This window comes from Cognaticolwellia beringensis, assembly GCF_002076895.1.
GTDB lineage: Bacteria > Pseudomonadota > Gammaproteobacteria > Enterobacterales > Alteromonadaceae > Cognaticolwellia > Cognaticolwellia beringensis.
Genome location: NZ_CP020465.1, coordinates 3,853,272 through 3,869,015 on the forward strand (window position 1 = coordinate 3,853,272; position 15,744 = coordinate 3,869,015).

15 protein-coding genes are annotated in these 15,744 nt (G+C 36.5%); 7 read left to right on the plus strand and 8 right to left on the minus strand.

The annotated features are described in order from the left end of the window. The first annotated feature begins 25 nt into the window (after positions 1 to 25). Both B5D82_RS16230 and B5D82_RS16235 read left to right on the plus strand, forming a co-directional pair. A complete protein-coding gene (locus B5D82_RS16230) occupies positions 26 to 676 on the plus strand; it encodes a GNAT family N-acetyltransferase (RefSeq protein WP_081152991.1) in 651 nt (216 codons plus the stop codon). Between the two features lie 90 nt (positions 677 to 766). Continuing rightward, complete coding sequence (locus B5D82_RS16235) at positions 767 to 1,102, plus strand: DMT family transporter (protein ID WP_425429867.1); 336 nt, start codon at positions 767 to 769, stop codon at positions 1,100 to 1,102. Positions 1,103 to 1,923: 821 nt separating this feature from the next. Here B5D82_RS16235 and B5D82_RS16240 read toward each other — a convergent pair. The 3 genes from B5D82_RS16240 to B5D82_RS16250 form a co-directional block, all read right to left on the minus strand. Beyond that, positions 1,924 to 3,048: a hypothetical protein gene (locus B5D82_RS16240; RefSeq protein ID WP_081152995.1), complete on the minus strand. Its 1,125-nt coding sequence runs from the start codon at positions 3,046 to 3,048 to the stop codon at positions 1,924 to 1,926. Between the two features lie 400 nt (positions 3,049 to 3,448). Beyond that, a complete protein-coding gene (locus B5D82_RS16245) occupies positions 3,449 to 3,748 on the minus strand; it encodes a DUF3301 domain-containing protein (RefSeq protein ID WP_081152996.1) in 300 nt (99 codons plus the stop codon). An 8-nt stretch (positions 3,749 to 3,756) separates the two neighbouring features. Next, complete coding sequence (locus B5D82_RS16250; RefSeq protein ID WP_081152998.1) at positions 3,757 to 4,797, minus strand: DUF3549 family protein; 1,041 nt, start codon at positions 4,795 to 4,797, stop codon at positions 3,757 to 3,759. A 360-nt stretch (positions 4,798 to 5,157) separates the two neighbouring features. Between B5D82_RS16250 and truC the strand changes: the two genes are divergently transcribed. Then, positions 5,158 to 5,910 (plus strand): tRNA pseudouridine(65) synthase TruC, encoded by a 753-nt coding sequence (gene truC, locus B5D82_RS16255; RefSeq protein ID WP_081152999.1) that lies wholly within the window; start codon positions 5,158 to 5,160, stop codon positions 5,908 to 5,910. Positions 5,911 to 5,967: 57 nt separating this feature from the next. On the opposite strand, the gene B5D82_RS16260 is transcribed toward truC, so the two are convergent. The 5 genes from B5D82_RS16260 to B5D82_RS16280 form a co-directional block, all read right to left on the minus strand. After that, positions 5,968 to 6,321, minus strand: coding sequence for a hypothetical protein (locus B5D82_RS16260; RefSeq protein ID WP_081153001.1), 354 nt, complete (start codon positions 6,319 to 6,321; stop codon positions 5,968 to 5,970). A gap of 303 nt (positions 6,322 to 6,624) precedes the next feature. After that, on the minus strand, positions 6,625 to 7,455 hold the full coding sequence (dapD, locus tag B5D82_RS16265) for a 2,3,4,5-tetrahydropyridine-2,6-dicarboxylate N-succinyltransferase (protein ID WP_081153002.1): 831 nt from the start codon (positions 7,453 to 7,455) through the stop codon (positions 6,625 to 6,627). A gap of 14 nt (positions 7,456 to 7,469) precedes the next feature. Then, positions 7,470 to 10,109, minus strand: coding sequence for a [protein-PII] uridylyltransferase (gene glnD / locus B5D82_RS16270; RefSeq protein WP_245807494.1), 2,640 nt, complete (start codon positions 10,107 to 10,109; stop codon positions 7,470 to 7,472). A 191-nt stretch (positions 10,110 to 10,300) separates the two neighbouring features. Further along, entirely contained in the window at positions 10,301 to 11,089 is a 789-nt protein-coding gene (gene map / locus B5D82_RS16275; RefSeq protein WP_081153005.1) for a type I methionyl aminopeptidase, read from the minus strand. A 371-nt stretch (positions 11,090 to 11,460) separates the two neighbouring features. Continuing rightward, positions 11,461 to 12,087, minus strand: a complete 627-nt coding sequence (locus B5D82_RS16280) for a hypothetical protein (RefSeq protein WP_081153007.1) — start codon at positions 12,085 to 12,087, stop codon at positions 11,461 to 11,463. 351 nt (positions 12,088 to 12,438) lie between these two features. Between B5D82_RS16280 and rpsB the strand changes: the two genes are divergently transcribed. From rpsB to frr, 4 genes are all read left to right on the plus strand, one after another. Continuing rightward, entirely contained in the window at positions 12,439 to 13,167 is a 729-nt protein-coding gene (gene rpsB / locus B5D82_RS16290; RefSeq protein WP_081153010.1) for a 30S ribosomal protein S2, read from the plus strand. Between the two features lie 94 nt (positions 13,168 to 13,261). Beyond that, entirely contained in the window at positions 13,262 to 14,134 is an 873-nt protein-coding gene (gene tsf, locus B5D82_RS16295) for a translation elongation factor Ts (protein ID WP_081153012.1), read from the plus strand. Between the two features lie 283 nt (positions 14,135 to 14,417). After that, positions 14,418 to 15,158 (plus strand): UMP kinase, encoded by a 741-nt coding sequence (pyrH, locus tag B5D82_RS16300; RefSeq protein WP_081153013.1) that lies wholly within the window; start codon positions 14,418 to 14,420, stop codon positions 15,156 to 15,158. 19 nt (positions 15,159 to 15,177) lie between these two features. Further along, positions 15,178 to 15,735, plus strand: coding sequence for a ribosome recycling factor (gene frr / locus B5D82_RS16305; RefSeq protein WP_081153015.1), 558 nt, complete (start codon positions 15,178 to 15,180; stop codon positions 15,733 to 15,735). The last annotated feature ends 9 nt before the right edge of the window (positions 15,736 to 15,744 follow it).

A 15,744-nucleotide genomic window follows, 5' to 3' on the forward strand; every position in this document is an offset into this window, starting at 1 on the left:
TCGTACCATCTATGAGGGACTCTACATGTCATCAGAAGTCATTGGCAAAAGTAATGTCGAGATAAAAGCCGCTTATCTATCAGCTCAAGACTTGAAATTAGCCGCATCGTTGTTATACCAAGCTTATCATGACGATCCGGTATTTCTTGAAATATTTGCATCTGATAAAAGTGATTACGAACAACGTCTACGTGCAGCTATTCGTGAAGAGCTAAATGCTTTTTGGCAAGCAAAACAGCCAATGGTAGGTTTGTACTTAGGTGAAACGATAGTGGGCGTTGCATGTTTGAATGACCCCGAAGAAGGTGTTTCATCTGAGCGATTTTGGCATTGGCGCCTGAAAATGTTGCTGGGTGCAGGGTATTTTAGTACGAAACAAATGATCGAAAAAGAAAAGGTTGTTTTAACGTCGGTCCCATTGAAAAAATTTCATATGTTATCTTTTATTGCTATACACCCTTTACATCAACATCATGGTTTTGGCCATTATTTAATGGCGGCCGTAAATTCTATTTTGGCAGAACATAAAGATAGTGAAGGTGTTGCTGTTTATGCTACGAGTAAAAAATATAAAGCCTTCTTTAAAGATGTGAACTATCAGTTCATTAAAGAGGTTGCGGTGGGTAATGTATCGGGTTCTTTGATGGTTTATTATCGAGAAACAGCCGAAAATTAATCATTAGCCGTTTCAGCTCAATTTTCTGCAGTAAAGTAACATTACACTAGTATATAATTATCCTTTTATAATATTTATTATTTCAAGGGAATGATTATGGGTTACTGGTATTTAGCGTTAGCAATTGGTTCTGAAGTTATAGCGACAATGGCGCTTAAAGAGTCAGATGGTTTTTCTCATGCTACTTCTAGTACCGTTTGTGTTATTGGTTATGCTGCAGCATTCTATTTTCTGTCCTTAGTCCTCAAAACTGTGCCCATAGGTGTTGCTTATGCTATATGGGCAGGGATGGGAATTGTCTTAATTGCAGCCATTAGTGCTGTTTTATATGAAGAAACTCCAGACTTTCCAGCGTTAATAGGTATGTTTTTAATTATATTAGGTGTAATAATTATTAACGTCTTTTCAAAAACAGTGGGTCATTAATCTAGCAACAATATTATATTATTTCGTCAAATTTAGTGTTGATGGTAAACACCAACCAAACACTACTTCGAATAACACTTTCTAACTAATTTTATAATTGCCTAAATGCACCCAAACAATGTAAGACATATCTTACATTGTTGTGAGAGATAATGTTTTAGATGTATGTATATATCCTCATGAATAATTTAAGTCATTGTTTTATAACTTTTTATTTTTAAATTGTTTGTTGGGGCGTTTTTTATACTTAAATTATTAAAAATCACCTGCTTTGAAAAGTTTGCATTTAGTCTACTATTATACCTGTCAGGAAGACAAAGGGATTACGAATAACGGTATGGATATACCAACAGGATGCTTAGGTTAGCAAAGAGATTGGATGTCTCGCAAGGATAGAAGGAAAAAATTGTCACGGAATGATCGTCAGGATGATGAATATAGACAATTGATGTAACTAGGATAGTTACTTTTATGGATAATGTGGACAGCAAATGGTTTGCTAGGAAAGGCTAGGGACAGCTCTTTATGGATGAAACGGGATCATTATATAGTTATGCAGGATGCACATAAGCTAGTTATAGAAATGCGGTTCTTTGAACCGCTTTTTTTTGCCTAAAATTTGCTAAACTCCCCCCTAAAAATGCCTGGATGAATATACTCATCGCAATAATCGTCAGTGCTTCTCAACTGTTTAAAGCAACTAACTACAGCGTTGTATATGTACTACCAATCTCATTAATTTCTAAACATTTATACTGTTTGTTTCCCCAGCGTATAACGTTGGCCTTGTCAGTTAATTTATTACCATTAGACGTGTTTGATCAATAATCAATTAAATTGGCATAAAAAGCTGATTTTCCTAAGGTTGCTTGGCTACCTTTTAGTGAAAAGCTGTAGCCGCAAAGAGAGAAGTTGTTTTTAAAAGCGATATTTTTAATTAATGCTTTCGTGTCTAATGGCGAAAAGTAGGCATAAAAACCACTATCTATTGCGCTAACACGATAGGTTCTAATGGCAGCTTCTTTATTAAATGCAATCTCTTGACAGCTTTTATCGCCCTGAGCAGTACCTAGGGTCCATGTGTCTTGATTATCTAATACATTGGCTGGCCAGTGGATAACAATCGCGTTTTCAGCGGCTATCATGATGGAAAAGTTGTCTTGTAGTGTTAGTTTATGTTGAAAGCTTGCTTTTGCTTTTGCTTCTGATGCTTCGCTTATTTTCTCATTTTCTGGAGTTATTGGCGTTGGACTAGAAAACATAAAAGGAAGTGCCAAAGCTAATACCAATAATAAACTAAAAACTGAGACAGTGATTCGAGCATATTTTGTATTAAAAAGTGCTAATCGAATTGATTCGCCAAGCTCGAGTTTATGTTGTGCATTCGCGCTAACCTGGTTTGCTGCATTAGTTGAAGTTACATGCTCAACGTTATCAGTAAAACTTGTAGGCTGACTTTTAAATACTGATGGTTGATTAACATTAATGCCATTCATTGTCGGTTCAACACGTTTACTATTCTGAGCACTAGTTTTTTGCTCTTGTTGAAAATCCGATAAATTAACTGGACCGTTATAACCTAGAATATAGCTGTTTTGGTTTTTACCTGGATAAGTTAATAACAATAATGCGAAGAAAAAAGGAATTAATAATAACCAATAGGCACTGGTAAGCCCGGTAAAAATAATAATTAAGCCTGTTACTAAAAAGCTGCCTGCAGGGGCTAGGAGTAAATTGCTATGAAATTTTGCATCATTGAGTCGGCGTCTAGCCGTTGCTAAAGATATGGATGAGCATAATAGTAGTATGGAAATAGTGCCTACTTTAAAGTCAGTAAAGCTCTCATTGAGCATAATAAAAGCAAGAACGATTGAAAAATTAATTACAGTAAAACGTGGTCGGTTATCAAAACCGTGCCAGCAAAATAGTGACTTGATAAGTTGCACAAAACCTCCGGAAATCAGTTGGTTGTATCGAATTGGATACTAGTTTTAAAAATATGAGAATAAAAATCCAATGAGAATGGGCAAGGGTAACCAATTTTTCCTGTAAAGTCAGTCTATCTAAGAGATTTGTTTATTCATATATAGCCATTTATCGGTTAATGAACCGCATTTTTATGGTCATCGTAAAACTATAGAGTTTAATCCCAATATTACTTATTATCTGCTCATTGTTACTGATTAAAATAATCAAATACTACATTAATGATTCGCTATTTCTACACTTAAAGTAGGAGACTAATTTTATGAAATTTGTGTTAGTAATGATATTTCATAAATCAAAGGGATAATTAAAATGAAAAAGCGACATTACGTCGCTTTTTTTATGTCTGCTAGTTTATTTTCACACTCGGTATGGAGGCGTGTCGATATTATCAAGTTTGTAACCACGTAATGTCATTGTGCCATGATATGTAGATTCGCCATCACCACTAAATTCAAAATCGAAGTCACTGATCCAGTGGGGTCCAAAGCGCTTTGAAAATCTAAACCGACTTGATAGGCGACCTATCGCCAAAAACTGTAAATTCTCTTGTTTACAATAACTATCAGCATGGGAGCGAGCGTACTCAGCAACTTTTCGCAAATATACGAAATACCAGAAGAGTAGCCCTATAAAAAGTAAATAGTAAATATTTTCCATGGGAATGCCTATTGTTTAAAAAGTATGCCAATGGCTTTTGCCAAACTTGGGCTGCGTTTTGGAGAACGAATGGCTTGCAATATTACGGGGCGTATCATTGGTATTGCAACTAAATCTTTAAATATTGCCGAAAATAACTCGTAATCATTATCTTTTATCAACTGCTCTAAGTAGACAAAAAGAATATCTTCATCATTTAATACTGACCATAAACGACCCGCTATAATAATAAGAATTTCATCTTCTAGGGCATTATCTTTGATTAATGTAATGAGGAATTTCTGACTAAAGGGGTGTTGTGTACTTGATGCAAGTGCACGTAACAATGCAACTGTAGCGGTGTTATTTTTATTAACTTTATCTTGTTGATACCGTGTTATTATTTGTTCTATAACTTCTGCTGGTAAAGTCATGTTTTCAAGCGCTGAACATAATGGTACTAGTACTTGTTCAGGCACAGAATTAATAGCCTTAACTAAAATTTCGCTATTGTTTGCTTCATTTAATCGAAAAGAAAAGTCGGATAAACCTTGCACGCCAATCTCTTGCCAAGCATCCCATCCGTTCACCCCCGACAAGTAACTTTGTGCAGGTGCATAAAACTTGCTGGCAGCTTGTTTAAGTGATGTTGATACAACACTATTTACTGCGGCTAATTTGTACTGCGCGGGTGTAAAGTGATAAGGGTTTTTCTTAAGTAACGCCTCTTGTTGTTCGGTTGGATTTACCGTGAGATTTTCACCTAGTGCTTCAATAATAATAGCAATAAAATGATTTCTGGCACCTTGGTTTAATAAGCCACGCTCGTCTAATGGAAGTTTGATAAACCATAAGTAAGGGCTAGATGCTCGTTTTTGCCAAAATGCGATAGCAAGCAGTGCATGACCTTGGGTAGGAAATGGGTAGGGAAGCTCGGCCGCTTCAATTTTTTCAAATTGTTCTTTTGATATTTTATCTACACGACGACCAATATCGAAAATACGGTATTGAGAGTCAGATAAGTTCAGTAATGCTGATATTGAAGAAATAGTTTCCGAAGATTTACTCATAGAATAATACTGTTGCCATTAAAAGTTGCTAGAATTAAGTATCCGTTGTTTAGACGCATTATTATAGAGATAATAGCGTTTTAACTCCACCGTTAATCATTTATACCAATTAACAGAGGGCGCTTTTCTAATGTTTTTTGTAGTGAACCCTTGATGTTTAATCACCGCTAGCAAGTACTGTATAATTACAAATCTTGTACAAGCACTTATGATAAGACATTGATATAAGACATTGATACTTAATTGTAATAACAGGAATAGTATCAATGTATGAGTTATAACATTTACAACAATGAATATTAATGGCTGACGCTAAAGGATAGCTAATGATATTCACTAATATGAGAAGAATACACTAGCATGACAATTAAAAATGCCGGTACGGTAATTGTTGAAAAACCTGTATTAAAAATTTTATATCAAGATGAGTACCTAGTCGCGGTTGATAAACCCGCAGGTCTTTTTGTCCATCGTAGCTTTATGGACAAAGATGAAATTTACTTTGCCTTACAGCTTCTTCGCGATCAAATTGGCCAATATGTTTATCCTCTACATAGACTTGATAGGCCAACATCAGGTGTTTTGCTCTTTGCTTTAACCCAAGAGGTTGCGCGTACAATGGGTCTGGCTTTTAGCGAGAGAAAAATACAAAAAACCTACTATGCGTTAACACGAGGACATTTGTTAGGTGAAGGTCTAATTGACTATCCGTTAAAAGAAAAACTTGATGATTTAGGGGATAAAAATGTTAGTCGTGACAAAGAAGCACAAAGTGCGAGCACTAATTACCAGTCGGTTGCCATAGCGTCATTACCGCTGCCATTAGGTAAATATTCAAGTGTGCGTTATTCGTTAATTAAATGTCAGCCTCAAACTGGGCGTCGCCATCAAATTAGGCGTCACCTCGCGCATTTACACCACCCTATAATCGGCGATATAAATTATGGTGATAATAAGCAAAATCCATTTTTTGGTGAACACTTCGGTTTTAAGCGTTTAATGCTGATAGCTAAACAAGTCAGTTTTCTGCATCCTGTTACAGCGCAGCCGGTGACGATTGAAGCAGAATTTGATTCACAATGGCAGCAAGTATTCAGTGAATTTGATTGGTAACACTAAACACGTTTAATACCCTGTAAATTTTGTATCTTCGAAGTTATCCCCGTTGAATTAATTTGGGCCACTAATTTGCACAGAGTTAAAATCTTGAGCAATTAATTTACTATAACTGTGAGTGGGTCTTTTTGTTGTGTATTCACTTTTTATACTGTCATTGTATGCGTTGTTTTTTGGCCCTCTAATTTCGACCGCATTGACAAAGTATGGGCTTTGATAACTTGCACGATGTGCTGCAAAAGCTAACATCATTTGTTGATCTTGTGTCATTCCACGGTTTAACAAACTCAGCATTAAATAATGGTCTGATATAAGTGGCTTTTTCGCAACGACTAATTTCGGTGTAGTATTACAAGCCGATAATAATGTAACAATTAAAATAGCGATCAATATGGATAATTTTTTCATAAAGTTTGTGGTGTTTAAGAATACTAATTATCACTATCGCAAAGGTTATGCCAATTGTAATTTTGACTCAGTGTAGGATGTTTTTTCTAAGGGAGGTTTTTTGTTAACTTTATGATTTTAAGTTTGATTTTATTGCTTTAATATTGGATATAAAATTTCGGGACTCTTATATTTATTGAGATATATTACAAATTTTTTTGGTGATTTTAAGAGATAGGTAATGTGTCAAAAAAATAGCACTTTGCAAAGCCACACAATAATTTATTAAATAAAATTGTGTGGCTTTGTTATAAAATTAGCTAATTACTCTTCAGAAACAGAGCGAAGCAAGGCATTAATACCTACTTTTGCACGGGTTTTAGCGTCAACTTTTTTAACTATAATCGCAGCATATAAACTATAGGTGCCACATTTAGAAGGTAAGTTACCTGGCACGACTACTGAGCCTGCAGGCACTCGACCATAATGAACTTCGCCAGTTTCTCTATCATAAATACGGGTACTTTGACCGATATAGACACCCATCGAAATTACAGCACCTTCTTCTACGACTACGCCTTCCACAATTTCTGAGCGGGCACCAATAAAACAGTTGTCTTCAATAATGGTTGGTCCCGCTTGTAATGGTTCAAGCACACCGCCAATACCAACACCACCAGATAAATGTACGTTTTTACCAATTTGGGCACAAGAACCGACAGTAGCCCAGCCATCAACCATACAGCCTTCATCTACATAGGCACCGATGTTAACAAAGCTTGGCATTATCACAACATTCTTACCAATATAACTACCGGTACGTACAGAAGCACCCGGCACAACTCTAACACCGTCAGCAACAAAATCAGCGTGGCTATAATCAGTGTATTTCATCGGAACTTTATCGAAAAATTTACTTTCAGCTCCGTCGATGACTTCATTATCCCAAATTCTAAATGAGAGTAATACCGCCTTTTTAAGCCATTGGTGAACAACCCATTCACCGGCAATTTTTTCTGCTACGCGAGCTGAACCATTATTTAATGCTGCTAATGCATCCAATACTGCTTGTTTTACTTCAACGGAAACATTGGCTGGGCTAATGTTCATGCGATCTTCGAACGCTTGCTCAATAATTGTTTGTAATTCTAACATCATAATTCCTAATATTAATTTGGTAAAATTTGTCGCTGGCTATCATTGCAAAGCATAGCTTCTAATGAGGCTTTTTGCGCATCAGTTAATGATTGATTATCATTGTTTGAAATTGTAAATACATCTTCAGCTTTTTCACCAAATGTGGTGATTTTAGCTGAATGTATTTGGATATTACATTTTTGAAAAATAGCGGCAATATTTGCTAATAAACCGGGATGATCTAAAGCTACAATTTCTAGCATAGTACGGTTTTTTGCTGCCCCTTTAATATAGCTAACATGCGTTGGTACTTTAAATTGTCGAAATCTTTTTGCCAAGGGTTTTGGCTTTATTCTGATTTGCTTTGAGGCTAATTTAACACTTAAAGAACGCGCTATACTCAAGGCTCTAGCGCTATCATTAATGGCTTTATTGCGATTGTCTAACACGACAAAAGTGTTGGCCGTATAGCCAGATTTATTGGTCGTGATTTTTGCATCATGAATTGAAAGCTTTTTCGCACCCAGTAATGAGACAATATTGTAAAATATATTGGGTTTATCTTTCGTATAAACGAACACTTCTGTACCACCACGATAAGGTTTTGGACTAATAATGACCAAAGGCTTATCTTTGTTGTGTTCCAATATGTGTTTAAAGTGCCAAGCAATCTGTTCAGGTGAATAGCGTAAAAAGTAATCCGCTTTAAACTCTTTCCACAATTGTTTCAATCGTTCTTGATCAATGGTTTCAGCTTTTAAAATAGCTATGGCTTGTTGTTGATTCTCTCTAATCTTTGCTCTTAAATCGACAGGCTTTTCAAGGCCACGTCTAAAGGCGCGCTTAGTACTGTAATATAAATCTTCTAGTAAGTTAGCTTTCCAACTATTCCACAAACTTTCGTTGGTTGCTCTCATGTCGGCAACCGTTAAACAATACAAATAGTCAAGGTGAGCTTCATCACGCACAATTTCTGCGAAAGTTTTAATAACTTCCGGATCAGAGATATCTCTTCGCTGAGCGGTAACTGACATTAATAAATGTTTTTCTACTAACCAAGCGATCATTCGGCCATCGTGATCACCTAATTTATGGATTTTAGCAAAATCTAACGCGTCAATCGCGCCAAGTTTAGCATGGTCGCCACCACGACCTTTGGCGATGTCGTGAAATATACCGGCAAAATATAACAGTTCTGGTTTTCGTACACGTTGGACAATTTTGCTACACAACGGGTATTCTTTATTATGTTCAACTTGACTAAAACGATACAAGTTTTTCAATAAACGAAAGCTATGTTCGTCGACAGAGTATGCATGAAATAAATCAAATTGCATTTGGCCGACAATATTGCGCCAAAGTGGTAAATAGGCCCCAATAATAGAGTGTCGGTGCATTAAGGTAAATGCTAATCCTAAGCCGCGAGGGTGCTTGATTAGCGCGATAAATATTTCGCGGCAGCGTGCATAGTCGATCATACCTGAAACTAGACGGCGGCGGGCATTACGCATCAAGCGTAAAGTTTCCGGGTGTAAATCAGTAATTTCTTTATGTTGAGCAATCAGTAAAAACATTTCCATGATCATGGTAGACCGGGTAAAAACCCGCTTATCACAAACCTTGATTTGACCATCGATAATGACAAAATCGTCATTGAGTACGATTTCTTTACTGTGTTTCTTTTCGTTTAAAATAGCGTATTCAAAATGCTGTAATAGCATTCTATTAAGCTCTGAAACTCTTGATATTATGCGGAAAAAGCGTTTCATCATACGCTCAATAGCGAGCTTGCCACCATCACCAAAACCCATTAATTCAGCAACATCGGCCTGATAATCGAAAAGTAAGCGGTTTTCATTACGCCCGGCGATAAAGTGCAATGCACAACGCATACGCCAAAGGTAATCTTGACATTCTAAAAGCTCGAAAAATTCATTACTGGTTAAGTAATGATGGTCAATAAGTTGCTCAAGGGTATCAGCCATAAAGTGGCGTTTGGCAACCCAACCAATAGTTTGAATATCACGCAAACCACCAGGGTTAGATTTGAGGTTAGGTTCAAGAGTATAAGATGCACCATGGTATTGCTGATGGCGCAGGTATTGTTCATTACGTTTGGCAATAAAGAATTTTTCAGAAGTCCAAAAGATGTCTTCAATTAACAAGGGTTGTAATTGAGTTACTAAGGCTTGATTACCACAAATTTGTCGCATTTCAAGTAAGTTTGTTGCGATGGTAACATCATCTATAGCTTGATTTAGACATTCTTTAATACTACGAACGCTATGGCCAATATCAAGTTTTACATCCCAAAGTTGAGTAATAAAGGCTGATATTTTATCGGCTAAGTCATCAGCGATGACATCTTGGGTAATTAATAGAATATCAACATCAGAGTAGGGATGAAGCTCTTTCCGGCCATAACCACCAACAGCAACTAAACTGATTTGAAATTCATCTAAATGATGCTGGCACCAAAGTTTGGTTAAAATGAGGTCGACATAAAAGGCTCTTGCTGCAACGAGCGAGGTAACCTCACTAACAGGGAATTGTTCTTTTTGCCACTGGTGAAATTCATTACTCAGTGAACAAATTTGCGAGCTAGTTAATGGAGGGGCACTAATGGCAAGAGCGTCACTGTATTTTTCTGGAATTAATGATGTAGTATTCAACAATAAACTCTCATATTTTTAATTAAGATTGCCGTTAGCCATACACTAATATCAATCTCACTAACTGTGTGATCTTTTCTACGGGGTTAAATAGCTAACAATTTCGTTATTTCCCTGGGTAAAAACTAACACACCTAGTTAATGAAAATGATATTACAATAACTCTAATAAGTTACTGTGTAATAAGTACTTTAATTGTGCAGTATACGCGCTATGGTATCATCTTTGCGTAAGGTTAATATTTCACAGCCTGTTTTGGTTACTACAACGGTATGTTCCCATTGCGCTGATTTTTTACCATCCAAAGTATATACTGTCCAATTATCTTCTTTATCAAGCAAAGTATTGGCGCGACCTAAATTAATCATAGGTTCCACGGTAAAGCACATACCTTCTTGCATCTTTTCACTGTCATTATTTTTATAGTGAACAATTTGCGGCTCTTCATGAAATTCTTTGCCGATACCGTGACCACAATATTCTTTAACTATTGAATAACGTCCCGATTTTTTGATGAATTTTTGAATTGCTGTGCCAATTTCACCAAAAGTATTACCTGGCTTAACTTTTTTAAGGCCAACATAGAGCGATTCTTGGGTGATTCGACAAAGACGATTATCTTCAGCAGACGTTTCGCCAATTAAAAACATTTTACTGGTATCGCCATGGTAACCATCTTTAATAACCGTAATGTCGATATTGATAATGTCACCGTCTACTAATGGCGTATCATTTGGAATACCATGACAAACCACGTGATTAACAGAGGTACAAATGGATTTTGGAAAATTGTGGTAATTTAAAGGCGCAGAAATTGCATTTTGCACCTTATCAGTATATTCCGCACATAGGGTATTAAGCTCATCAGTGGTAATACCTGCTTGAACGTGAGGTTCGATCATTTCTAATACATCTGCAGCAAGCTTCCCTGCAATTCTCATTTTCTCTATTTCTTGCTGATCTTTAATCGTAATTGTCATAAAACCTCAAATGTGACGCTGTAAATTATGTAATAAGGGTAATTATATAGCTACTTAATCAATAGTTTCACTAACATGAAAAATATTACTATCGTAGTTAAAAATTAATTACTGCTGATTTTACCTGCTTTTTATACCTTTGCCCAATCGTAAAACGTTAGCGTTAATAATTAGATGTTATATAGCGAGCATTTAATAAGCTAAGGGCTCGCGTAATGTCGTTAGGTAAAGTAGATGGAGCAACAGCGAAACACATTTAAAATCATTTCAGTCCTGTTATATAACTATGCCGCTATGCTCGTTGAATAATGTCTGTGAAACTATGGCGTTAAATAATGAATGATGGCAATGTTCGATTGCCATCAATTTTATTATGATAAGTTTTCTAGCTCAATCTTAACCGCATCAATAATGGATTCAGGACTTTCTAGATAAAGATTGTGATTCAATAACACTAAACTTTCATTACACGCTAAGAGCATCGCTGGAATAGCTTGCGTACCAATTATTTCCTGAATTTCAATAATGTCATGAATCGCAAACTCGGCATCTTTAGTCAGTTTATTAGATTGTAGACATTTTGCTGGTGGTGACAATTTCAGTTCGTCAATAATATCATTCACACTTTCTTGATCCGTTAATTCGTTGCCTAAAACAAAGTGTGCATATTGTAATTTAGTCAATAACTCAAAGGCAGATTTTGCCGATTTGTTTTGCACCCAAGCCATTAAGTTAGCCGCTAACGTTGAGTCTTTAGAATAATTAAGGGTATCAATGTAATTAGCACCAAAAGTTACCTGACTGAATTCTCGAACGGCAGCAATGGTTGTGGGTGTTACTTTATTGTCACCATCGTAATAACCTACGTGCATAGCTCTAAGTGTAATAGATGGAAAAGCACTTAATACTTTTTCAACTAATACTGTAGAGGCATAGCTCCAAGGACAATGACTATCGTAAATATAAAAAAGTTCTGCGTTTGGTGTATTCAATGACATGATTTAATTAGCTTGATGAAAAAAGTAAGTTAATTTTAACTCGCTGGTATTAAAGATCCTAGTCATTAGCAAAATAAAATATCATTAGGGTAAATTTCAAGCTAAAAGCTAGTCAATTGCTTGTGTTTATGGTATAAAGTGCGCCGTTAAATTGTTTGTCTGAATCTTCAATGGTTTTTTCAAATATTTTTAGCATTAAAAGGGTATTGAAAAAATTCAATACATTAAAACTAAACTCACATACATCTAGCAAAGATATACCGGGGTGCTCAGCGTATTTACGATAAGTAAGGCGCAATAAGGGTCGTGTATATTGGATGTATGAACGCTTAACCCCACAAAGGAAAAAACATGCCAAACGTTTCTATGCGCGATATGCTTAAAGCAGGTGTTCATTTCGGTCACAAAACCCGTTACTGGAACCCAAAAATGAAATCATACATTTTTGGTGCACGTGATAAAGTTCATATCATCAACCTTGAACAAACTGTTCCAATGTTCAACGAAGCTCTTGCTGTTTTAAGCAACGTTTCTTCGAAGAAAGGTAAAGTTTTATTTGTTGGTACTAAACGCGCAGCAAGCGATGCTATTAAAGATGCAGCGATTAAATGTGATCAATTCTACGTAAATCACCGTTGGTTAGGTGGTATGTTGACTAACTGGAAAACAGTTCGTCAATCAATCAAACGTTTAAAAGATCTTGAAGCTCAAAGCTCAGACGGTACTTTTGAAGCGCTTACTAAAAAAGAAGCTTTAATGCGTACTCGTGAAATGGAAAAACTTGAGAAAAGCCTTGGTGGTATCAAAAACATGGGTGGTTTACCTGATGTTTTATTCATCATCGATGCAGATCACGAGCACATTTCTATTAAAGAAGCTAACAACTTAGGCATTCCAGTAATTTCTGTTGTTGATACAAACTCAAATCCAGATGGCGTTGACTACATCGTTCCAGGTAACGATGATGCGATTCGCGCTGTGACCTTATACTTAGATTCAGCTGCTAATGCTGTTCTTTCTGGTCGCGAGCAAAACATCGCAGTACAAGCTGAAAAAGACGGTTTTGTTGAAACTGAATAAATTCAGTTTTAAGTAACGTTTTATGCTGTTATTACCACAACAGCCAAGGTTGTTGTGGTAATTACTGATAACTTTTTATATTGAGGAAAATTTCATGGCAATTACTGCTGCACAAGTTAAAGAATTACGTCAACGCACAGCTGCGGGCATGATGGATTGTAAGAAAGCTTTACAAGAAGCTGATGGCGATATGGAACTTGCGATTGAAAACATGCGTAAGTCTGGCCAAGCAAAAGCTGCTAAGAAAGCAGGTAATATTGCTGCTGAAGGTACTATTTTAATCAAAACTAACGATGGCGTTGCTGTTTTAGTTGAAATTAACTGTCAAACTGATTTTGTTGCAAAAGACAATAACTTCTTAGCTTTTGCTAACGAAGTTGCTGACGCGGCACTTGCTTCTAAAGTAACTATCGAAGAGCTACAAGCTCAATTCGAAGAGAAGCGTATTACTCTAGTGACAAAAATTGGTGAAAACATCAATGTTCGTCGTGTAGAGTACATCGAAGGAGCTGCTTTAGCTTCTTATAGCCATGGTGCTACTATCGGTGTTGTTGTTGCTGGTGAAGGTGATGCAGAATCTCTTAAGCACATTGCTATGCACGTTGCTGCAAGCAAGCCAGAATACATCAACCCTGCAGATGTTCCTGCAAGCGTAGTTGAAAATGAACAACGTATTCAATTAGATATTTTAAAAACTGAAAACGATGCTCTTGAAGAAAGTAAGAAAAAGCCAGTTGATTTACTTGAAAAAATCATCATCGGCCGTATGAAGAAATTTACCGGTGAAATTTCTTTAACAGGTCAAGCTTTTATTATGGAACCTAAGAAAACTGTTGGTGCTATCTTAAAAGAGAAAGGCTTAACTGTTTCTTCATTTGTACGTTTAGAAGTTGGTGAAGGTATTGAGAAAAAATCAGAAGATTTTGCTGCTGAAGTAGAAGCACAAATCGCTGCAGCTAAAGGTTAATTTACTTCGGTGAATTAATATTAGCTCAATTGAAAAAGCGCCAGTAGGCGCTTTTTTTTTGGCAAAAATTTGAAGCTTGTTAGACTTTTTGGTATTAGCCTTTTTATTTCTATGAATCAGCGTTCAATAATTACACTATTTCACCAGTAATAAAGGATAAATAGCTTCTACTTTAGACTTTTTTCATATTTGACTTTCGAACCGTGGCTAAACGTATTAAAATAGCTGCGGTCGATCAGGCCTAGACTATTTTAATTTAAAATTCTTAAGGAATGTTTATTACATGAGCATCAATCCCAAACCAATGTATCGTCGAATCCTTTTAAAACTTAGTGGTGAAGCCCTAATGGGCGAAGAAGGTTTTGGCATAGATCCAAAAGTCTTGGATCGTATGGCGCAAGAAATAAAAGAATTAATCGAAATGGGCATTCAGGTCGGCTTAGTTATTGGCGGTGGTAATCTATTTCGTGGTAAAGGCCTAGCAGAAGCAGGTATGAACCGAGTGGTAGGCGACCAAATGGGTATGTTAGCAACCGTAATGAATGGCTTAGCTATGCGTGACGCTTTACATCGTGCTTTTGTCAATACGCGCTTAATGTCGGCTATCGATCTTGCCGGTGTTTGTGACCGCTATAACTGGGCTGAAGCCATTAGTTTATTAAAGTCTGGCCGTGTGGTGATTTTCAGCGCAGGCACAGGTAACCCGTTTTTTACAACCGACTCAGCAGCATGCTTACGCGGCATTGAAATTGAAGCTGACGTGGTGTTAAAAGCGACGAAAGTTGATGGTATTTACTCAGAAGATCCGGTGACCAATCCTGATGCAACTTTGTATAGCCATTTAACTTATCAAGATGTTTTAGAAAAAGAATTACAAGTGATGGATTTAGCAGCCTTTACGCTCGCACGTGACCACAGCATGACGCTACGTGTTTTCAACATGAATAAACCGGGTGCGTTAAGGTCTGTAGTTATGGGTGGTGATGAAGGTACAACAATCGATCACGCCAAAAATTTAAATTAATTAGTGCAGGAATAAAATAGTGATAAACGAAATAAAACAAGACGCTCAAGACAGAATGGCGAAAAGTATCGAGTCATTAAAAATTAGTTTGAACAAAGTACGTACAGGGCGAGCACATCGTTCTTTACTTGATAATATTGTTGTTGAATATTACGGTATGGACACGCCACTTAGTCAAGTAGGCAATATTTCTGTGCCAGACGCTCGTACGTTAGCGATTACTGTATTTGACAAAGGCATGATTGGTGCTGTTGAAAAATCTATTCTAAAGTCTGATTTAGGCCTCAACCCATCATCACAAGGTACGCTAATTCGTATTCCTTTACCTGCATTAACAGAAGAACGCCGTAAGGACTTAGTTAAAGTCGTTCGTGGAGAAGCCGAAGGCGGTAAAGTTGCGATACGTAATATTCGTCGTGACGCAAATACAGATATTAAATCACTGAATAAAGAAAAAGAAATCAGTGAAGATGAAATGCATCAAGCAGAAGATGAAATACAAAAAATTACTGACACGTTTATTAAGCAGGTTGATGATATTTTAGGCAATAAAGAAAAGGAATTAATGGAAATTTAAAGTTTTCAT